The organism is Stenotrophomonas sp. MYb57, from assembly GCF_002966815.1.
Classification (GTDB): Bacteria; Pseudomonadota; Gammaproteobacteria; order Xanthomonadales; family Xanthomonadaceae; genus Stenotrophomonas; species Stenotrophomonas indicatrix.
On sequence record NZ_CP023271.1, the window covers coordinates 1,745,500 to 1,764,333 of the forward strand.

At 64.8% G+C, this 18,834-nt stretch carries 25 protein-coding genes, 3 tRNA genes and 1 riboswitch; of the genes, 19 read left to right on the forward strand and 9 right to left on the reverse strand.

The window, feature by feature from the left end:
• Positions 1 to 93 precede the first annotated feature (93 nt).
• Genes CLM74_RS08000 through CLM74_RS08015 form a run of 4 tightly spaced genes read left to right on the forward strand, consistent with a single transcriptional unit; the run spans position 94 to position 4,220 of the window.
• Positions 94 to 1,437, forward strand: coding sequence for a TolC family protein (locus tag CLM74_RS08000; RefSeq protein WP_234003467.1), 1,344 nt, complete (start codon positions 94 to 96; stop codon positions 1,435 to 1,437).
• Complete coding sequence (locus CLM74_RS08005) at positions 1,434 to 2,573, forward strand: ABC transporter permease (protein ID WP_059063718.1); 1,140 nt, start codon at positions 1,434 to 1,436, stop codon at positions 2,571 to 2,573. Before CLM74_RS08000 ends, CLM74_RS08005 begins: the two co-directional genes overlap by 4 nt.
• Positions 2,574 to 2,583: 10 nt before the next feature.
• The gene (locus tag CLM74_RS08010) at positions 2,584 to 3,312 is read left to right on the forward strand and encodes an ABC transporter ATP-binding protein (RefSeq protein ID WP_049464392.1); all 729 of its coding nucleotides are present in this window, start codon (positions 2,584 to 2,586) and stop codon (positions 3,310 to 3,312) included.
• Positions 3,309 to 4,220: an HlyD family efflux transporter periplasmic adaptor subunit gene (locus CLM74_RS08015; protein WP_105163811.1), complete on the forward strand. Its 912-nt coding sequence runs from the start codon at positions 3,309 to 3,311 to the stop codon at positions 4,218 to 4,220. The genes CLM74_RS08010 and CLM74_RS08015 overlap by 4 nt, the downstream gene beginning before the upstream one ends.
• A 12-nt stretch (positions 4,221 to 4,232) precedes the next feature.
• Here the strand turns inward: CLM74_RS08015 and CLM74_RS08020 are convergent, their stop codons facing one another.
• On the reverse strand, positions 4,233 to 4,685 hold the full coding sequence (locus CLM74_RS08020; protein WP_134832272.1) for a hypothetical protein: 453 nt from the start codon (positions 4,683 to 4,685) through the stop codon (positions 4,233 to 4,235).
• Between the two features lie 74 nt (positions 4,686 to 4,759).
• On the opposite strand from CLM74_RS08020, the gene CLM74_RS08025 reads away from it, so the two are divergent.
• From CLM74_RS08025 to CLM74_RS08045, 5 genes are all read left to right on the forward strand, one after another.
• Positions 4,760 to 4,835 (forward strand) — tRNA-Gly (locus tag CLM74_RS08025).
• A 154-nt stretch (positions 4,836 to 4,989) separates the two neighbouring features.
• A tRNA-Gly gene (locus CLM74_RS08030) sits at positions 4,990 to 5,065 on the forward strand.
• Positions 5,066 to 5,131: 66 nt separating this feature from the next.
• Positions 5,132 to 5,205, forward strand: a tRNA-Cys gene (locus tag CLM74_RS08035).
• A gap of 139 nt (positions 5,206 to 5,344) precedes the next feature.
• Positions 5,345 to 5,905 (forward strand): DUF998 domain-containing protein, encoded by a 561-nt coding sequence (locus CLM74_RS08040; RefSeq protein WP_158684121.1) that lies wholly within the window; start codon positions 5,345 to 5,347, stop codon positions 5,903 to 5,905.
• A 91-nt stretch (positions 5,906 to 5,996) separates the two neighbouring features.
• On the forward strand, positions 5,997 to 6,542 hold the full coding sequence (locus tag CLM74_RS08045; protein ID WP_227417078.1) for a DUF4124 domain-containing protein: 546 nt from the start codon (positions 5,997 to 5,999) through the stop codon (positions 6,540 to 6,542).
• 8 nt (positions 6,543 to 6,550) lie between these two features.
• Here CLM74_RS08045 and CLM74_RS08050 read toward each other — a convergent pair whose 3' ends face one another.
• Positions 6,551 to 7,192 carry a flavin reductase gene (locus CLM74_RS08050; protein WP_234003445.1) on the reverse strand — a complete coding sequence of 214 codons (642 nt, stop codon included), beginning with the start codon at positions 7,190 to 7,192 and terminating at the stop codon, positions 6,551 to 6,553.
• Between the two features lie 105 nt (positions 7,193 to 7,297).
• Here CLM74_RS08050 and CLM74_RS08055 point away from each other — a divergent pair, with 105 nt between their 5' ends.
• Complete coding sequence (locus CLM74_RS08055) at positions 7,298 to 8,002, forward strand: winged helix-turn-helix domain-containing protein (protein ID WP_105163813.1); 705 nt, start codon at positions 7,298 to 7,300, stop codon at positions 8,000 to 8,002.
• 134 nt (positions 8,003 to 8,136) lie between these two features.
• Positions 8,137 to 8,406: a hypothetical protein gene (locus tag CLM74_RS08060; RefSeq protein WP_025875177.1), complete on the forward strand. Its 270-nt coding sequence runs from the start codon at positions 8,137 to 8,139 to the stop codon at positions 8,404 to 8,406.
• Between the two features lie 13 nt (positions 8,407 to 8,419).
• Here the strand turns inward: CLM74_RS08060 and CLM74_RS08065 are convergent, their stop codons facing one another.
• On the reverse strand, positions 8,420 to 9,502 hold the full coding sequence (locus CLM74_RS08065; RefSeq protein ID WP_105164966.1) for a hypothetical protein: 1,083 nt from the start codon (positions 9,500 to 9,502) through the stop codon (positions 8,420 to 8,422).
• A 150-nt stretch (positions 9,503 to 9,652) separates the two neighbouring features.
• On the opposite strand from CLM74_RS08065, the gene CLM74_RS08070 reads away from it, so the two are divergent.
• Entirely contained in the window at positions 9,653 to 10,486 is an 834-nt protein-coding gene (locus tag CLM74_RS08070; RefSeq protein WP_105163814.1) for an AraC family transcriptional regulator, read from the forward strand.
• A 3-nt stretch (positions 10,487 to 10,489) separates the two neighbouring features.
• Here CLM74_RS08070 and crcB read toward each other — a convergent pair whose 3' ends face one another.
• Complete coding sequence (gene crcB / locus CLM74_RS08075; RefSeq protein ID WP_025875171.1) at positions 10,490 to 10,882, reverse strand: fluoride efflux transporter CrcB; 393 nt, start codon at positions 10,880 to 10,882, stop codon at positions 10,490 to 10,492.
• An 81-nt stretch (positions 10,883 to 10,963) separates the two neighbouring features.
• A riboswitch (Fluoride riboswitch) is annotated at positions 10,964 to 11,027 on the reverse strand.
• A gap of 22 nt (positions 11,028 to 11,049) precedes the next feature.
• Entirely contained in the window at positions 11,050 to 11,490 is a 441-nt protein-coding gene (locus CLM74_RS08080; RefSeq protein ID WP_223485056.1) for a helix-turn-helix domain-containing protein, read from the reverse strand.
• A 78-nt stretch (positions 11,491 to 11,568) separates the two neighbouring features.
• On the opposite strand from CLM74_RS08080, the gene CLM74_RS08085 reads away from it, so the two are divergent.
• Together CLM74_RS08085 and CLM74_RS08090 are read left to right on the forward strand one after the other, a co-directional pair.
• Positions 11,569 to 11,778, forward strand: a complete 210-nt coding sequence (locus CLM74_RS08085) for a transcriptional regulator (protein WP_025875167.1) — start codon at positions 11,569 to 11,571, stop codon at positions 11,776 to 11,778.
• A gap of 351 nt (positions 11,779 to 12,129) precedes the next feature.
• The gene (locus CLM74_RS08090; RefSeq protein WP_025875165.1) at positions 12,130 to 12,366 is read left to right on the forward strand and encodes a hypothetical protein; all 237 of its coding nucleotides are present in this window, start codon (positions 12,130 to 12,132) and stop codon (positions 12,364 to 12,366) included.
• 1 nt (position 12,367) lies between these two features.
• Here the strand turns inward: CLM74_RS08090 and CLM74_RS08095 are convergent, their stop codons facing one another.
• Both CLM74_RS08095 and CLM74_RS08100 read right to left on the reverse strand, forming a co-directional pair.
• Positions 12,368 to 13,417, reverse strand: coding sequence for a 4Fe-4S dicluster domain-containing protein (locus CLM74_RS08095; RefSeq protein ID WP_105163815.1), 1,050 nt, complete (start codon positions 13,415 to 13,417; stop codon positions 12,368 to 12,370).
• Positions 13,414 to 13,698 (reverse strand): hypothetical protein, encoded by a 285-nt coding sequence (locus CLM74_RS08100; protein ID WP_105163816.1) that lies wholly within the window; start codon positions 13,696 to 13,698, stop codon positions 13,414 to 13,416. Before CLM74_RS08100 ends, CLM74_RS08095 begins: the two co-directional genes overlap by 4 nt.
• Before the next feature lie 180 nt (positions 13,699 to 13,878).
• Here CLM74_RS08100 and CLM74_RS08105 point away from each other — a divergent pair, with 180 nt between their 5' ends.
• Together CLM74_RS08105 and hemN are read left to right on the forward strand one after the other, a co-directional pair.
• Entirely contained in the window at positions 13,879 to 14,319 is a 441-nt protein-coding gene (locus tag CLM74_RS08105) for a group III truncated hemoglobin (RefSeq protein WP_080149223.1), read from the forward strand.
• Between the two features lie 44 nt (positions 14,320 to 14,363).
• Entirely contained in the window at positions 14,364 to 15,773 is a 1,410-nt protein-coding gene (hemN, locus tag CLM74_RS08110; RefSeq protein ID WP_105163817.1) for an oxygen-independent coproporphyrinogen III oxidase, read from the forward strand.
• Between the two features lie 9 nt (positions 15,774 to 15,782).
• On the opposite strand, the gene CLM74_RS08115 is transcribed toward hemN, so the two are convergent.
• Entirely contained in the window at positions 15,783 to 16,172 is a 390-nt protein-coding gene (locus CLM74_RS08115) for a hypothetical protein (protein ID WP_105163818.1), read from the reverse strand.
• Between the two features lie 56 nt (positions 16,173 to 16,228).
• Here CLM74_RS08115 and CLM74_RS08120 point away from each other — a divergent pair, with 56 nt between their 5' ends.
• The gene (locus CLM74_RS08120) at positions 16,229 to 16,888 is read left to right on the forward strand and encodes a hypothetical protein (protein WP_105163819.1); all 660 of its coding nucleotides are present in this window, start codon (positions 16,229 to 16,231) and stop codon (positions 16,886 to 16,888) included.
• Positions 16,889 to 16,922: 34 nt separating this feature from the next.
• Positions 16,923 to 17,207, forward strand: a complete 285-nt coding sequence (locus tag CLM74_RS08125; protein ID WP_105163820.1) for a hypothetical protein — start codon at positions 16,923 to 16,925, stop codon at positions 17,205 to 17,207.
• A gap of 81 nt (positions 17,208 to 17,288) precedes the next feature.
• On the opposite strand, the gene CLM74_RS08130 is transcribed toward CLM74_RS08125, so the two are convergent.
• Positions 17,289 to 17,576: a hypothetical protein gene (locus CLM74_RS08130; protein ID WP_158684122.1), complete on the reverse strand. Its 288-nt coding sequence runs from the start codon at positions 17,574 to 17,576 to the stop codon at positions 17,289 to 17,291.
• Between the two features lie 300 nt (positions 17,577 to 17,876).
• Here CLM74_RS08130 and CLM74_RS21495 point away from each other — a divergent pair, with 300 nt between their 5' ends.
• Positions 17,877 to 18,833, forward strand: a complete 957-nt coding sequence (locus CLM74_RS21495) for a hypothetical protein (RefSeq protein ID WP_158684123.1) — start codon at positions 17,877 to 17,879, stop codon at positions 18,831 to 18,833.
• Position 18,834 lies beyond the last annotated feature (1 nt).

The following is an 18,834-nucleotide window of genomic DNA, read 5'->3' on the forward strand; positions in this document are numbered from 1 at the left end:
GTGGCCAGTCGCATCACTTTCCCGGCAGCGTTCGCGCAACGGAATGCCGTCGTCCCACGCATCGTCCTGGGTACCTGGGCGCTGCTGACCAGCATGATGCTGGTGGGCTGCATGTCGGTGCCGGTTCCCGATCTGCCTGATCGCGTGCCAGCAGTCTGGAGTCAGACCGCGGCAGGGCAGGGCGTAGCGGTCGATGCGCGGCAGTGGTGGAAGGTGCTGGCCGATGCGCGCTTGAACGCGCTGGTGGACGAGGCCGTCGCCGGCAATCTGGACCTGCGCCAGGCCACCCTGCGGTTGCAGGCGGTACGCCTGGTGTCGGGCACCTCCGATGCGCGCTTCCGTCCGGAAATCTCCGCCAGTGCCAAGCAGGTGCAGGACGCCGCCGCAGTCGACACGTACTTCCACGCCGGCGTTGAAGCGATCTGGGATCTTGGCCTGTTTGGCGCAGCGGAGAGTGCCCGTCTGAGCGCGCAGGCGGCCAACGGAAATGCCGAAGCACTGCGCGATGCGGCGCAGGTGGCGGTCATCGCTGATGTGGTGCGCAGCTACCTGGATCTTTCCGTCGCGCAGGCGCAGGTGGATCTGCTGGGCAGGCAGCAGGCCGTTGACGCACGTGGCGAGCAACTGGGCCTGGTACGGCAGCGCCTGCATCTGGACGAGCCCGGTGAACTGGATCGCCTGCGCGCGCGGCGGGCGGCCACGCGCGCGGCCATTGCGCAGGCGAATGAAAACGCGGGCAACGCCTCGCGCGCGTTGGCACTGCTGCTGGGTCGCGATGGTCCGGATCCGGCCTGGAATGCCTACCGCACGCCACCGCAGTTGAGCGCCTTCACCCTGCAGCAGGTACCCGCCGATCTGCTGCGCCATCGCCCGCAGATCCTGCTGGCCGAGGCCGATGTGCTGCAGGCTGCCGCCGAAAAGGGCAGTGCACGCGCGTCGATGTTCCCGAAACTGAGCCTGGGCGGTTCCATCCTGTACGCCTACAACCTGACCCAGAACGCTCGCTCCAACTCTGATTCCAGCCCATCGATCGGTCCCTACATCGATATCCCTCTGTGGGATTGGGGCCAACGTCGCGCGCGCTATCAATCCGACGACAAGCAGCTGGATGCAGCCTTGCTGGGATATCGCAAGGCAGTGCTGCAGGGCGTGGCGGAAGTGGAGGGTGCACTGGGCAGCCTTGCCCGCCAGGACAGCAGCATCCAGTCGCTGCAGGTGGCCGACGAAGCAGCCCGGCAGCAGGTCGTACGACAGGCCCGGCAGGTGCAGCTTGGTCTTTCCAGTGAGTTCGACGGGTTGGAAACCCAGCGTGCCGCGCTGTCCGCGAAGGCCGACCTGATCGGCGCGCAGGGTGCTCGCGTACTTGCATTCGCATCGCTCTATCGGGCAGTGGGCGGTGCTCCCTTGCCAGCCGAGCCTGAAGGCGACGCGCAATGATCGCGCTTGCCCGCAAGACCCTGGTTTACGAGTGGCGCCGTTTCCTGCCGGTAGTGCTCGCCATGTGTTTCGCCGGCGTGCTGCTGATCGTGCAGGCGGCGCTGGTGCTGGGCATCTTCGGCACCGCCGCGATCTACGTGAAGGCGTCCAGCGCCGATGTCTGGGCGGGCTTTGCCGGCACGCAGAGCGTGAACTACGGTCATGCGATCAGTGCGGATGTAGAGAATCGCCTGCGGATGGACCCGGATGTCACCCGCGTCGAACCCTACGAGTGGGTCGATGGCGAGTGGCGCTCCAGCGCACAGGGTGCCGGCAACGTGTCGGTGTATCTGTCCGGCATCTCCACGGCAGGCGACGCGATGATGTTCTCGCGCATCCTGTCGCCCGATCTGCGTGCCCGGTTGCGCGAACCCGGTGCGGTGATCGTCGACAGCGCGGACCTGGATACGCTGGGCGTCGATCTGCACCGCAACCGCGCGTGGATCAATGGCAAGGCCGTGCGTGTGGTTGCCGCGCAACCCGGCCTGCGTGGCCTTGGCGGCGTCAACGTGCTGGCGTCTTTGGATACCGCGCGTGCCATCGCCGGAACCGATCCGCATGAAGGCAGCACCTATTTCGTGGCGGGCACGCGCTCACCGGAGCTGGCCGCGCGCGTGCGCGATCGCCTCAGTGCATCGACGGGCCGCGCCACACCCGTCGAGTTCTGGACAGCGCCGGAGTTCGCCAGTCGTTCGCAGCAGTACTGGCTGTTCGATACCGGCGCCGGCATCGCAGTGCTGTTCATGGCGGTCATCGTCTGCTTCGTCGGCGCGGTGATCACCAACCAGTCGTTTGCCGCGGTGGTGGCCGGGTCGGTACGCGAGTACGCCACCCTCAATGCGCTCGGCGCAGGCCGCTACGCGCTGGCCCGTGTGGTGTTCGAACAGGCCGTGCTGATCGGTGGTGTCGGCATGCTGCTGGCCGCAGCCTTCAGCGCGGTGGTGCTGATGGCCGCGCAGACCCAGCGCGTACCGGTACAGCTCACGCCGACGGTGGTTCTTGGCTGCGTGGCGCTGGTCGCGGTGATGGCCATGCTGTCGAGCATCATGGCGGTGCGCAGCGTCGTCCGTTCCGATCCATCGCTGCTGTTGCGTTGAGGGGCCACCGATGACGAATGCTCCCATCGCGATCCCGACCCTGCGTGCCGACGCACTCGAAAAGGGCTTCGTGTCCGGCGATGTGCATGTGCCCGTGCTGCGTGGCCTGTCGCTGGACATCTATCCCGGCGAATTGACCCTGGTATCGGGCCCCTCCGGCTGCGGCAAGAGCACGCTGCTGTCGCTGATGTCCGGGCTCTCAACGCCTGATGGCGGTCGCGTGCATGCGCTTGGCCAGGACGTCAGCCACATGACCCGCAGCGAGGTGGAGCGCTTCCGTCTGCACCACGTCGGTTTCGTGTTCCAGGGCTTCAACCTGTTCCCGGCGCTGACGGCGCTGGAGCAGGTGCAGCTGCCATTGGGCTATCGCGGCATGCGCAACCGCGACAGCGAGCCGTTGGCGCGGCAGGCGCTGGACGAAGTCGGCCTCTCGCACCGCAGCCACATGCGCCCGGCACAGCTGTCCGGCGGCGAGAAGCAGCGCGTAGCCGTCGCCCGTGCGTTCGCCAAGTCACCCACGCTGATCTTCGCCGATGAGCCCACCAGCGCACTGGACGCCGAGAACGGCCAGCGCGTGATCGACATCCTGCACCGCTATGCACGCGCGCATCAGGCCACGGTGTTGTGTGTAAGCCACGATCCACGCCTGATCCGCCATGCGGATCGGGTGATCGCCATGGAAGACGGCACGGTCCGCGATGACCGCCGCCAGAACAAAACCGTAGAGCCCAGCCCATGACCAGAATGCCGCCGTTGTTCTCCCTCAGCTTCTCCTTGGGCGCGGCATTGCTGCTGGGTGCCTGCAGCAAGGATGCACCCGTACCCGCGCAGCCGACCGCTGCCACGGCCGCCAGCGCGGACAACGTCGCCGTCGCGCGCGGCATCATCGATGTGGAAGGCGGGCTGATTGCACTGGTACCAGCGATGGATGGTTCGGTCAGCACCGCGCCGGTGAAGGAAGGAGCGGTGGTGCGCAAGGGCGATGTCCTGCTCACCCTGGATGGCGCACTGCTTGAACAGGAGGTGGGCATGGCCAATGCCGATCTCGCGCTGGCCACCGATCGGCTGAAGGGCAGCCAGGCGCAGCTGCGCGAACTGGAGCGCAACGCCACCCGCCTGGCCACCGGCGCCAGTGAAGGCGTGTCGTCCAGCCAGCAGGCCGACGCAGCCAGGCAGCAGCTGGCCGGCGTCCGCGCCGATGTGGATGTGGCCGGAGCGCAGGTCGACATGGCCCAGCACAAGCTGGAGCACGCCAGGCTCAAGCTGCGACAGATGTCGCTGACCGTACCGGATGCCGGCACCGTGGTCGGCCAGGTGCCGGGCGTGGGTGCGTTCGTGCAGGCCGGCAAGCCGGCGATGTCACTGTTGCCGGCGCGACCGTTGCAGGTGCGTGCCGAGCTGAGTGCGGCCTACGCCGATGCCGTGCAGGTTGGCATGCGTGCGACGGTGGTGATCGATAGCGATGGCGCAGAGGGCAAGCCACTGCCGGTGGCACGCGTGGTCCGCATCAGCCCGGTGTTCGCGCAGGCACGATTGCCCGAGGACGCAGGGCGCGGCGTCGCCAAGGTGGTGGAGTGCGTGCTGGAATTCGATAGCGCCGCCAAGGCGCGCGTCGGCCAGCATGTGCGGGTGGAGTTCCACAGGTAGGGGCGTGCTTCGCTAGGGATGTGCGCGTCGGGTCTGTTTCCCGGTCAGCGCCCGCCACGCACTGGCCAGCGACACCACGCACAGCGCCAGCAGCACAGCCAGGTCGAGCAGCAGCAGGCACAGCAGATGCATGCCCTGCACCGGTGCCTGGTGCAGGGCAGCGGCCAGCCACGGGAACGACCAGGCCAGCAGCAGCACCAGGGCGATCAGCAGTCGCAGCCACGGGCGCCCTGGTTTCCAGGGGCGCACGATCAGCACGGTGACCACCAGTTCCGCTCCGGCCAGTACAGCGAACTGGATGACCGCGCCGGTGGGGTAGGGCAGGGTTGCGCCTTCGAAGTGGCGCAGCATCCAGTAGTCCGGGGTGAAGCCCGCATTGATCAGTGCAGCAATCACCGCAAGCCAGGCCAGGGCGACAAGGCTCCAGCACAGGCGGGCTAAACGGGGTCTCGTGGGCGGGTTCATCGGTGCTGCGGACTGTTGACGGCGTGAAGGAATTTGGACACAATAGCGCTCCTTCGACGCAGGTCGGAGAATCTGCGGGAATAGCTCAGTTGGTAGAGCGCAACCTTGCCAAGGTTGAGGTCGCGAGTTCGAGTCTCGTTTCCCGCTCCAGATTGCACAGGGCCCCGGTTGGGGCCTTGTTTTTCTCCCGCCACGGCAAGGCGGGGCACGTTGAGCCACAAGGCTCTTCGCGCAGTCAGAAAAGTGAAAACTGTTGTGAAATGGCTGGTGTGTGTCCCGGGCTTCCGGTACCATGACGGCTTATGCGGGAATAGCTCAGTTGGTAGAGCGCAACCTTGCCAAGGTTGAGGTCGCGAGTTCGAGTCTCGTTTCCCGCTCCATGTTTCGACAGGCCCCATCGCGGGGTTTTGTCATGTCAGGGGCGTCGTTCCTGATCGCAGTACGTTGGCCTCATGGCAGAGTGGCTATGCACCGGATTGCAAATCCGTTTACAGCGGTTCGATTCCGCTTGAGGCCTCCAATTGAAAAGCCCTGACTCCGGTCAGGGCTTTTTTCTTTGTGCGGACCCCTGGCGCCAGCAGGGGTACCAAACTGCACATGCGACCCGGCGGGACCGGCTGCTAACGTCGCCGCACTTCTCTTCAGCGGTGGTGACTGCAGTGCGGAACCTGGCCATCCAGCAGGCGGTGTACGTTCCCCTCGGCGCCATGCTGGCGCTGATCGCTTTTGCATTCACCGTGCCCGGCTACCACCCGCTCTCCCAGCATCTCAGCGAGCTGGGCCTGATGCCGGGGCTGCCAGCCAAGGCGGTGCAGGTCGGCGCGGTGGTCAGTGGCTCGGCCATCATCGTCTTCAGCCTTGCATTGCTCGCGCAAGGTCGCCGTTTCGCGCTCACGGTGCTCACCTCCATCCTGTTCGGGGTGTCCATGGTCAGCAATGGCGTCTTCACCACGGGCAGCCCGCTGCATGGCCTCTATGGCATCGGCATCTTCTCGATCCTGACCCCGCTGCTGTTCCTGGCCGAGCTGGGCCCTGCTGCGTCGACGCGGATGGCCTGGATTGCGCGTGCCATCTCGCTGCTGGGGATGGCCTATCTGTGGCTGATGCTTTCCGGATTCGACCCGGAGCCCTATCGCGGCCTCACCCAGCGCATCGCGCTGCTGCCGGCGTTCGGCTGGTACACCTTCGCCGCGCTGGAGCTGAGTCGATCCCGGCGCTGATTGGCCTGGCGCGGTGGCATTTGCCCGCAGGTACGATCAGTCGTAGCGTATGGCCAAACGGGGCCGCAGGGCCCGGGACAGGAGGTCTGGCATGAACATGAAATCTGGCATCGTCCTGGCATTGCTGCTGGTCGCGCCGCTGGCATCGGCACAGGTCTACAAGTGCAAGGGTGCGTCCGGTGAAACCACCTATTCACAGCATCCGTGCGGTGCCGGCGCAGAACCGATGAAGCTGCGCTCCAACCGCGCCGCAGCGGAATCGGCTGGCGAGCTTGCCAACCGCACCGCAGTCTATCGCACTGCCGAATTGAATGACGCCGGCATTGTCGAGCGCAACTGCCTGCAGAGCGAGCAGTCGCGCATCTACGGCCCGCTGGAATCGCGCAGTCAGGCGGTCAATCAGCAGGTGGCCGATCTGAACCGGCAGCTGGCTGCAGCGAGCAGCAATCTCGCCGGCGCCACCAGCGAATCCGGCATCCGTGCGCAGATTTCCAGTCTGCAGCAGTCGTTGAGTTCTGAACGGACCTCGGCCGACAGCCAGATGACGACAGCCCGCGAGCGCTGCTCGACTGCGCGTCGCGACCGCGAAAAGGAGGTTCGCGAGAAGTACTCCAACGCGCCAGCGTCTTCTCCCTGATGCAGCTGTCATGCAGTCAGCGGCAAAGGATCGTCAGCGCGGAAATTGCGCGCCACCGGCGTGGTGGTGCCCACATAGTGGCGGAACAGGTAGATCAACGGTGCCCAGCGCTGCACGTCGATGTGCTGGGTTCCGGCAACGGTGATCGCCTCGTGCGCATGCACCCGGCAGATCCGTCCTTCGATGATCATGAAGCCCTGATCCTGCGTTCCGCTGGGCCGGTGCGAGGCGAGCAGCGTGACCTCCACCTGCAGCGGGCATTCGGCAATCGCCGGCGGTGCCACCTGCACCGAATCGACGCGGCTGAAGCCGCCCAGTGCGAACTTGTCAGGCACATGCACGTACCCCATGGCACGCTTCGATTCCGGCACCGGGGTGCGGGCGGTGGCGCGGGCGATGGCTTCAACCTGCGCCGCCTGCGTGGCATCTGCGAAGTTCAGTACGCATTCGCCGCGTGCCAGAAGGTTGCTGCAGCCTTGGCCCTGTTCGCCGATACCGAGCACCACGCGGTCGCCCAGCGCCCAGAATGATGAAAGCGGACTGATGTTCGCACTGCCGTCTTCATTCAACGTGGTCATCAGCACCACCGGTGTTCCCGGGTAGAGCACGGAGGGGGTGATGCAGCGGCGCTGGAAGTCTTCCGGTGGCATGCCTGAGCTCGTGGGGTGCGGGCGATGACTGTGCCCTGTGCAGGGGCGCGCATGCTTCGATCCGGGTCGAACGATGCGCGGAAAGCGGCATGCCACAATGCGGCCATGGTCCAGACTTCCCGCTCCTTCATCCATGTCGGCACGCTGGTCGGTGACCACGCACGCGCGGCCATGCTGTTGACGTTGATGGATGGCCGGGCGCACACGGCGTCCGAGCTGGCCGGCGTGGCTGGCATCTCGCCGCAGACGGCAAGCAGTCATCTACGGCGGTTGCTCGACGGCGGCATCCTGGCCGTGGAGGTGCAGGGACGCCACCGCTATCACCGGATTGCCTCGACCGAGGTCGCCGACATGCTGGAAGGCATCCTGCGTTTCAGCGATCAACGGCCACCGCTTTCTCCACGAGCGGTACGAGTTGATGCCGGCTTCCGCCGGGCGCGCACCTGCTACCGGCACCTGGCGGGTGAATACGCCGTCGCCATCTGCGACCACCTGCTGACCATCGGGGCGATCTCCACGGCTGCAGACCATTGGCAGATGACGTCCCATGGCGCCGCCATCCTGCGCGCGGTGGGTCAGCCGCTGGAAGCGTTGATCGCGCGATCGCCACAGGTGACGCCCGCGCGATACTGCCGCGGCTGCCTGGACTGCACCGAGCGGCGCCCTCACATGGCCGGCATGGTGGGTGAAGCACTGCTGGAGAGTTTCCTGCAGAACCACTGGCTGCGTCGCCTCGCGGGGCGGCGCGACCTGCAGGTCACCCCTGCGGGGCAAGAGGCATTCCGCAGGCTGTTCGACGTACGCGCCTGAAGCCCGCCGCGCGCCGCCGGCAGTCTCAGCCGGCCACGACATTGCGACGGGGTATGGTCGGAGTCCTGGTCTTCGGGAGCAGCAATGGCAGGCAAGGACATGAGGGGCCGCATGCACGATGCGGCTAGTCGGCAATGAGCAGGTCAACCGCAGATGTGCGCTGGCTTACTTTCCGGCTGAAGAACGGGCAGTCCATCGGCCCCGATCAACTGAAGGATGGCTGGGTCGTCGCCTCGGAGAGCCGTCATTGTGATGTGCGCCGGGAGAGTATCGAGGGCGCTGGCGTGGTCTATGCCCTGTACGGCCCGCCGGATCTTCCGTCTCCGCGCCGCGCCGAACTGCGCATGCGCGACTTCCTCATGCGCTCCGGCTACACCTTCACCATGGGTACGCTCGGCCACTGATGCGGTCGGCTGCTCAGAAGGGAGCCGCGGCTGCCTTCAACGCCTCGACCACCTGTGAATCCGCAAAGCCGCAGTGGCCTTCGCCCACCGCAGGCAGTACGCGCGGCAATGGCGTGGCGCCAGCGTGCTCGGCCAGCTGCGGATACACCGCCTGCATGCGCGGCACGATGCTCGGGTCGTTGTTGTTGAACTGGATCACCAGCGGTCGCTTGAGCGCGCCGGTCAACGCCAGCTTTTCGCGCACGTATCGCTGTGCCGGCGCAGCAGGTGCCAGCCGCTGCACGCCCGCGTTGAACGCCTTGTCGTCACCGAATCCGCGGTAGACGGTCGTAACGTTGCCGACCGGCATGCCGCCGGCGCGCGTGGCCAGTTCGTGCAGGATCATCGCGTGCAGGCTGATCGTGCCCGGCAATGCCTCCACGCTTACCTGCAGCCGTGCAGCCAGTTGCGCAGCCACGGCCGGCCGGGTCTGAAGCGCGACGGCGATGCCTTGATAGAGCTCCATCTGCGGCAGTGCCGCAGCTTCTGCCGATGCCAGGCCCTGCCGGGGCAGTCCCTTGGGCTCGGGGTAGAAATAGTCGAACGCCACCAGGGTGGTCAGCAGGTCGTTGGCCAGTTGTTCGCCGGGCAGGTTGGCGCCGCACAGCGACACGCCACCAGCGTAGTGCCGTGGCAGGCGTTCGAGGGTGGCGATGGCCACCGCACCGCCCATCGAAAAGCCGAGAATCCAGGTGCGACGCACGTCCTTCAATTCGGACACGGCGTGCGCGCGCAGGCGTTCCATGTCCACGATCGCATCTGCCACTGCCCAGCCCTGGCTGGCATAGGCGCTCTGCGCCACGGCATAGCCCGCTGCAAGCAGGCTGGCGGTGCTGTCGTTGGCCGGCATCGGTGATGGCTGCGGCACGCCGACCGGTTCATAGCCATGCGCCAGCATCACCAGTTCGCCGTTCCAGCCGGCGGGCACGTCCAGGCGCCAGCGCGCGCCCTGCAGCTCACCGCTGGAGGTGCGTGACGGGGCGGGCGGCGCGGCGGCCTGCGACACGTGCGGAAGCAGCAGGACCAGTGCCAGGACCAGCCGGTGGAAGGTTCGCATCATGGTCTTTGCCCTGGCCGGTGCGGTCTGCGCGGAAGGTGCCGCCTGTATAGCGCTGCCCCTGCACGGTGGCTAGCCCCTGACGCAATGCAATCGAATTCGATACGATCTGCCGTATCTGCTCCCTTCCATTTGATTTGGGGTCCCGCCATGGTCGATCGCCTCGCCATCCTGCTCGAACGCTTCGCGGTCACCGCCTCGGTGTTCCATGCCGGCGCGCTGTGCGGCATCAACAGCCTGGAGGCCGAAGGCGACGCCGGCCAGCTGCACCTGGTGCGGCGCGGTCCGTTGCAGGTCAGTCATGGCACGCAGACGGTGCAGGTCGACGTTCCCAGCCTGCTGCTGTATCCGCGCCCGCTGCCGCATCGCTTCCACACCGATGCCCAGCACGGCGCGGACATGGCCTGCGCCAACCTCCATTTCGAGGGCGGCAGGCTCAACCCGATCAGTGCCGCGCTGCCCGATTTCATCTGCCTGCCGTTGGCCGAACTGTATGGCGGCCATGCCGCCCTGGAGCTGTTGTTCGAGGAGGCATTCGAGCAGCGCTGCGGTCGCACGGTGATGGTCAACCGCCTGTTCGAGGTGGTGATGATCCAAGTGCTGCGGCAGTTGATGGAGGGGGGCGAGATGCGCGGCGGCCTGTTCGCCGGGCTTGGCCATCCACGGCTGCGGTTGGCGCTGGTGGCCATGCACGAGGCACCCGCCCAGGCCTGGACACTGGAAGATCTGGCCGACGTTGCAGGCATGTCGCGCAGCGTGTTCGCCGCCAGTTTCCGCGACGCCATGGGAACCACGCCCGGGCAGTATCTGCAGGGCTGGCGGGTAGGCCTGGCGCAGCAGGCGTTGCGGCAGGGGCGACCGTTGAAACGGATCGCCGACGAGGTTGGCTATGGCAGCGAGGCCGCGTTGTCGCGGGCGTTCAAGGCGCACACCGGGCAATCGCCACGGCAGTGGCGCGGACAGGCGCGCGCTGCTGCCGGCTGACTGTTACCCCAGCGCGAGCCGGGTCAGCTTCATGCCGGCGAACAGCCCGGCCAAGCCCAGGGCTACCGAGCCGCCGGCGTACAGTGCGGCCAGGCCATGCTGGCCCCGCTGCAGCAGCAGGCCGGTTTCCAGCGAGAAGGTGGAGAACGTGGTGTAGCCACCAAGAATGCCGGTGGCCAGCAGCAGGCGCAGTTGCGGCGAAGCGCCGTTGCGCAGCGCAAACGCCTCCACCACCACGCCCATCAGCACGGCGCCGCTGATGTTGACCAGGAACGTCGACCAGGGCCAGGTGCTGCCGGCGGCCACGCGGGCGCCGATCAGATTGCAGGCATGGCGCAGGCAGGCGCCGACACCGCCGCCCAGGAATACCAGCACATAGTTGTTGAACGTCTGCATTGCTTGCCTCGAGTGCGTGTTCGCAGGTTCGACGGCGGACGCAATGGCGGGCACGGCCTGCCATCGACGAACGCCGGGTTCGTCTCAGCAGGAGCCATCAGCCATCTCAGGCGGTTATCGGGGGAGCCCCATCCCCATCGACGGCCATGCTACCAGCCCGCGATGGGTCAGGGCAGGGCAGTCATCACCACGCGTGCGACCTTGCCGCGGCTGACGCCCTCCATCAGCAGGTCATGGGCCATCAACCCCAGCGTGGCCTCGCGACGGTAGCCCACCTCAAGTCCGCGCTCGTCAAGGATGTGGGCGACCAGCTCATAGGCCGCTTGCCAGACATCCAGATGGGCTTCGCTGGGCATGTGCATGTAGGCCGTGCCGCGCTCGCCGACTCCCCGTCCCAGCGGGCCAAAGAGCAGCTCGCGTGGGTCCAGCTTCACCGCATCGGCAATGCGGAACAGCTGTTCGGCTTTCACGTGGTTGGCCTTGACGTGGTCGTTGAGCCAGTTGCTGACCGTTGCCGTCGTCGTTTCGGCGGCACGCGCCAGGTCGGCAGGGCGTGCATGCCCGGCGTCCTTCATGGCGACCGCGAGTCGTTGTCCAAGAGTATTCATCTATGCAAGCCAGCTTAACGCGTGGAAGCGAAAGAGGCCTTGGCGCAAGAATAAGTTTGATGATGAAAGGGATCGAAAATGGACGAATTCTGGAGCAAGCGGCAGGTCCGCACGCGGCTGGGCTTTTCCACCGACGCAGAGCTCGCCAGGTTGTTTGGAATCAGCAGATCCGCTGTCTCGCAATGGCCCAGAGGCTTTCCCATCCCGCCGCTCAGGCGCTACATCCTGCAGCAGCGATACCCTGCGTTGTTCCCGATGGATGACGACTCGCACGACGAAACCGCATGAGATGCGTCGATGGTTGTCGCAGACAAGCCGCCAAGATCGATTTGCTAAGTATGCTTAGCAACATAGATAGAATCGATCGACGTGTCCCCAGCGATGGTCCGATCTGTGATGGATACCTTGGTTCGCCGGCTGGCTTTGTCGACATCGGCACGGACGTTTCTGATCCCGGTCGCTACGGCCTTTCATGAACGATTAATAATTTCAATCGCGAAAGTCGCGGCCTGTAATTGACGTGTCGTGAAATCTATGACTAATTGGCATCAACCGGCTGTGAAGGCCGGGAGTCTTTCAGTAGCTCGCAAGTGAATCGGTCGACCGTCAACGATGCAGAACAAGTCCAACGGAGGTCGTATGGAATACGGCATGCATGGCTTGGCTGAACGGGTACGCCGCGAACTGGAAGCCAGTTATCACAAACACGGATGCGGCCCGGCGTTCTGGGATACCTACCAGCAGGTGCTTGATCGTCTGGTTCCGCAGGGGACCGGGCGAACCGATGTCACCAATGAAATGGCGCTGATCATCGAACAACTGGGCATCGTCCGCCGCGCCCAGCTGGTACCGCCGCGCCCGGGCGATCCGGGCTGATTCAGAGCAGGCGCCAAGCGCCGCACACCAGCAGCACCAGCAGCAACGAAGCCAGGGCCGTGGTGCGGGGGCGCCACCACCGGCGCGGCTGGCCTGCCATCACCTGTGGGCTGCAGTAGCGCACCAGGCTTGGGCCGAAACCGGCCTGATGCTGCTGCTGCGTGCACGCTTCCAAGCAGGCACCGCAGGCCAGGCAGTCGGCCTGTGGGCCATGGCGGATGTCCAGCTGCATCGGGCACGCGCGCACGCAGGCCATGCAATCGAGGCAGTCGCCCAGCCGATCCGCGCTGAAGGTGGGCATCGGTCCGGCCAGCAGCGGATGCGCGGCACGGAAGACATAGTCCTGCGCGGTGGTGGGGTCGAGCAGGCCGCGACCGCGGCCGAGCACGCCGCCCAATGCCGGCGGGCGGGCGCCGCGCGGCTCGCCGCGGCGTGGGTCATACAACATGCGCGGGGTGTGCGGGTCGGTCAGCAACGGCTGCATGCGCGCGAACGGACAAAGTGATCGGCACACCTGCTCGCGCAGGAACCCGGCATTGCCCCACGTGGCGCCGGCATAGAACAGCACCCAGAAGGTCTCCCAGCCACTCCATGCGCCATCGAACGCGCCGGTGACCAGTTCGCGGATCGGGCTGAACAGCCCGACGAACGTGATCCCGGTCCACAGCGACAGCAGCAACCAGGCCAGCTGGGTGGCCGGCCGCGCCAGCTTCGCCGGCAGCACGCGGGCCAATGCCTGCGCGATCCCGTCGAACGCTCGTGTCCATAGCGTCTGCGGGCAGGCATGTCCGCACCACACGCGACCAGCCAAGTGGGTGAGCAGGGCCAGACCCACCGCCATCACCGCCAGCAGCCCCAGCAACACACCGATGTCATCCGGCCACAGGGTCCAGGCGAACAGGTCGAAGCGGCGCGCGTTGAGGTCCAGCAGCAGGGCCTGGCGTCCATCCCACTGCAGCCACGGCAGCGCATGGAACAGGACCAGCAACGCAAGGCCCAGGGTGCGGCGCCAACGCCATGCGCGCAGGGGCGAGGATGCGGTGATGCTCATCCCAGCGGCAGCTCCTCATCCTCTTCGTCCGGCATCGGCCGCAGCAGGTAGCCGGTCACCGCGCTGGAAAGTGCGGTGACCGCCCAGAACATGAAGAAGCCTGCGGTGTAGCCCAGCTCACGGCTGATGGCCGTACCCGGGAAGCTGATCGCCTGCAGCCGCAGTGGATCGACGAAGGCGAAGAACACCACGCAGGCCAGGCCGGCGGCGATGAAGCTGGGCCACAGGACTGCACCCCAATGCTGGATACGCCGCTGGCGGCTGGAAGTCGGTGTGTTCATGCGGGTTCGGGTTGAAGAAGAGGGCGGCGCGTATACTTCGCCGTGGTTGGCGCAGCATCCGCAGGGCATGCTTCCTGCAAGCGTGCCAGCCTAGGTGCGCCGCAGTGCGCTGACATTGATCTGGATCAACAGCGGTGGTGACGGCATGCGGCACACTGCCGATCCGCACTTGGTGCCCTGATGAACGCAACGCCCACGACTGCCCTTCCCATTGCTTCGCCAGAGTTGTGCAGCGAGGAGGAAGTGACCCGGTTGGTCCATGATTTCTATGCGCGCGTGCGTGAAGAGGAGCGTCTGGGGCCGGTATTCGAAGGGCATGTGCGCGACTGGCCGGAACACCTGGCCCAGCTCGTCGATTTCTGGTCGGCGATGCTGCGCGGGACCCGCAGGTTCAAGGGCTCGCCGATGTCCAAGCACATGGCCATCGATCTGGAAAAGGATCTGTTCGACCGCTGGCTGGTGCTGTTCCACATCACCACGGCCGAATGCAACAACCCGCCCATGCAGGCGCTGGCCGACGATGTGGCCGCCCGCATCGCCGACACCTTCTGGCGCCGCTACCAGATGCTGCGCTGGCCGCAGGTCATGCTGCCGGTGCTGGGCGTGTCCACCAAGGATTGATCTGGGTCAAGGCGCACCGGCAGGCTTAGGGCGATGCTGGCGCCATGGACACGTTCTCTCCCGCTGCCGGTGGCCTGGCCTGGACCTTCGATCCCGATCTGCTGCGACGGCATGACCGTCCCGGCCCGCGCTACACCTCCTATCCCACCGCGCCGCACTTCCATGACGGCTTCGATGCACCCGCGCTGCGCCAGGCGATCGCCGACAGCAACCCGTTGGCGCGCGCGTTGTCGTTGTACGTCCACGTGCCATTCTGCTCCAGCCCCTGCTTCTACTGTGGCTGCAACCGGGTGATCACCCGCGACCGCGGGCGTGGCCACAGTTACGTGTCACGCGTGCTGGCCGAGGCGGACCTGCTGGCACCGCAGTTCGCCGATGGTCGTGAAGTGATCCAGCTGCACCTCGGCGGTGGTACGCCGAATTTCCTCGATGCCGATGCGATGACCTCACTCGTCGAGGGCCTGCGCCGCCGCTTCGATTTCAGCGGTTCGTCGCAGCGTGATTTTTCCATCGAACTGGACCCGCGTTTCATCGACACCAGCGATGTGGCGATGCTGGCCCGGCTGGGCTTCAACCGCGCCAGCCTGGGCGTGCAGGATTTCGACCCGCAGGTGCAGGAATCGATCAACCGCGTGCAGGGCGTACGGCAGACGCTGGATATCCTGCGTGCGTGCCGCGACAGCGGCATGCGTTCGGTCAACGTCGATCTGATCTACGGCCTGCCAGGGCAGAGTCTGCAGGGCTTCGGCCGCACCCTGGAACTGGTGCTGGCGCTGCGTCCGGATCGACTGGCGGTGTATGGCTATGCGCATCTTCCGCACCTGTTCCGCGCGCAGCGGCAGATCGACGAAAGCCGGATGCCTTCGCCGGAAGACAAGCTGGCGCTGCTGGGCCTGGCGGTGGAGCGCCTGTCCGCAGCCGGCTACCAGTACATCGGCATGGACCACTTCGCATTGCCGGAAGAAGATCTGTCCCGTGCCCAGCGCGCCGGCCAGCTGCATCGCAACTTCATGGGCTACACCACCCACGCAGACACCGATCTGCTCGGCCTTGGCGTAAGTGCGATCAGTCACATCGGTGCCACCTACAGCCAGAATCCGCGTGACCTGCCGTCGTGGGAGAGCGCGGTGGACCAGGGACAGCTGCCGGTCTGGCGCGGCGTCGCACTCAGTGCCGACGACCAGCTGCGCGCCGAGCTGATCCAGCAGTTGATGTGCCAGGGTGAGGTGGATGGAATGTCACTGGCCCAGCGCCACGGCATTGATTTCGAGACCTACTTCGCCGAAGACCTGCAGGCCGTGCAGCGCCTGCAGCAGGATGGCCTGGCCGAGTACCGCGATGGCGTGGTGCGTGCCAGCGAGCCCGGGCGGCCGTTGCTGCGCCTGCTGGCGATGTGCTTCGATCCCTATCTGCGCGCTGCGCAGGAGCAGCCGCGTTACTCGCGGGCCATCTGAGCGCGGGTCTCAGCGCTTGCCGACGCCGCGTTCGGGGTGGCGAGCGGCCATGCCACCACTGGAGGTGGTGCTCCAGTTGCCGCTCAGATCGCGCACGCTGGTGGTGTAGGAGCCGTCGCTGTACTCGGTGCGCCACCTGCCGCTCAGGTCACGCTTGCTGACCGAGTAGCTGCCGTCACTGTACTGGGTGCGGATGTTGCCGCTCAGGTCAGTGCTGCTGTTGGAGTAGCTGCCATCGCTGTGGGTGGTGCGCTTGCGGCCACTCAGATCGGTGGTGGTGGTCGAACGGCTGCCGTTTGCGCCAAGGCCGAAGCAGGAGCGGGCGCCGCTACTGCGTGATGGCCATGACCGTCGAATGCTCCTGGGCGCCGCTGCTGGCCGTGTCAGCGGAAATGGCACCGTCCTGCCCGTCGAAAAGTGGGCCGTCGATCCTATCCCGTTCCGAAACCAGGGTGATGGTCTCGCGGTCAGCCACCGCCGCCGTCATGGTGGGCTCGCCGGATGAGTACCGCTGGATCGATCGCGCGCTTTCGGACCTCTACCGGCAGAACATGGTACGCGCTCTGGTGGTGCTCGAGGAGTTCACCGGCAGAGGCAGCCAGGCTAAGCGGGCGGAGGCGGTCGCAAAGAAGCTCGGGGGGAGCGTTCACCAAGTGGCAGTACCGGAAGGAACTGGACAAGGGGATGGCGTTTATGGAGGCAAGGCGCATATGAGAAATCTGATGCTGGCCCAGGCCGCCCGTGATGCTGTGTACCTGTGCACCGCCTGTGGCAAGGACGGAATTGTGCGCATCAGCGTGACTCGAAACCCCGAGGTCAGCATCCGCCGCAGACGCAATGTGGTTGCCGCGCAGTGGGCGTGGGTCGGGAGCGAATCAAGGGCGAAGCTGCTGGTGCGTCGGCTCCGCCGTGAGTGGGATGCGCGCTACGTTGTAGGGGAGGGCTACCGCTTCGACTACGCCGTCGGGGTTGCTGAGTTCCGGGAAGGGCTCAACCTGGCCTTTCGTGAAGTAGTGCAGGCCACCGGTCAGTGGGAGAAGCATGGGCCTGAGTCATTGCTGGTGCGAGGAGGACTAGCCGCGGCCGACACCAGGCGCCGCGCACTTAACCTGTGATAATCAGGCGACCACATGCAAGGAGCAGGCGGCGATGGCTGGATTCCGCACGATCATCATGTTCACCACATGGGCAATCGCGTTTGCCTGGGGCATCGGCTGGCTGTCGTGGCCATGGCTGACCGTTTGCTTTCTGCTGGGATGGGCGAGGGGTGTTCTGTTCGCCGGTGAACGCATCCCCGACGGCGACTTTCAGAATTTGTCGGATGGGGAATTCCGAGGGTCTTCCCGGTTAGTTTGGGCCAGTACCCTGCTGACCATCCTTCCCATCGCTATATGGGGCGGCATTGGCAAGCTGTTGGCCTGGGCCATTGCGTGATGCTCTTTGTAACCGCTTCCTATGGGGGAGGCGGTTTCGCTAGGCAATTGATTTCAATGCACTGCTGAAAACTATGCAGCCTCAGCGAAGGGCCGGTTGGTACTTGCTGTTGGCCACGCCATTAAGGATCGCAGTCGCGGTCTTGGCGAACGCGTCTTCCACCGTGCGGGCAATGTTGTCTGGCAGACCCGCCTCGACCAAGCGCGAGGGGATCTGGCCCCGGCCGATCTCGAAATTAGTCCGGAGTATCTCTTGCATTTCCGCTGGCTCGTTCTTGCGGGGGCTGCCGATCAGGGCGAACAGCGCACGCTCCCGGGCAATGTCGCGACCGATGGATCGAGCGATTCTGGATTGATCTTCCATGTTCAAGCGAGGTTCTCCGCTGTTGGGTGAACTGACATCGTATCGCCGGGATGATGCAAATAGAGCTTGACCGTTGGCAATGGGCAGGTATGGCTCTAGCCAAGGTGGGGAGAGTCCCATCCAAGCGGCTCGCCAATCGGTGGGTCGTTCGCGTGTGGGGTATGTTCGGCTGGGTAATGCGCACTCAGACGTTGGAATGAGGTCCATGCGGGCACGGGTTTGGCGGTAGGAAAATCCCTACATGGCTACGTGGGTGGTTCCTGTAATCTTCACGAATCTCAGTAATTGAGAATCAGGGGGAATACAATGACTCGTCGCAAAGCTCCAAAGAACCTCAGTCTGTATCGGGCGGTCTACGTCCCGAACGCTAGAACCCTTCAGCAGTACTTGAATGCAGCATGCGAGGCTATTGCCTCGTTGGATCAACGTGAGGTCGCCCATCCGTCATTGGGGACATTGCGGATCAACCATCACATGATGGAAAGGGATGGCCTGTTCGTCCATCTGATAGCAAAGGTGACAGGGGAGTCAGCGTCCACGGTGACGGAAGTGCGAGGAGCTCGCAACGACAACGAGGCATTGCTTCCACCTCCAGCGAACCGTTCATTTAAGAATGCGGATCTGTTCGCCTTGATCAGAGGGAATCATCTGACCATATGTACAGATGGTGTGCGAGTTCCTGCCTTTGAGTATTACCTGAAGAGCTTCCTTCCGCAGGCTGGGCAGTCGAACAACTCCGTGATGTTCGAGATAAAGAACGTACAGAACGCGGGTGCTGTGGCGATTCTGCAGCGCGGCGGAGTTAAAGAAATTAAGCTCACGGGTACTCTATTCAACGCGACTGTCGAGAGACTGCAGGATGGGGTGGGCCCACTTCATTCGCTGTCAGGCGTTGTAAAGAACCTCAAAGATCAGTTGGCATCGGTCTTTGAAAAGGATGACAGCGACGATTTGGCTGAACACGCTGATCAGCTTCAGGTTGAAGTTGTTGTTAAGGCGCGTGGTGGGTCAAGAGCAGAGGAAGTTGTTCTGCAGAAGATGGAGAGCGTCGGAATTGAGCTTCTCGATGACCTAGACAACGATGTCGGCTATCAGATAAAGACGAACAACAACAAGACAATCACACCTGGTGAGATGGTCATTCACTATCCTGTTGTCCTAGAGCGTGGCGAATCTTCCAACTCGCTGTATCGGGGCGATGTCTTCGACAAGCTAGTTGAAGCAATGGCTAAGTTTGAACGCGAAGGTGACTTGGAACTTTGAG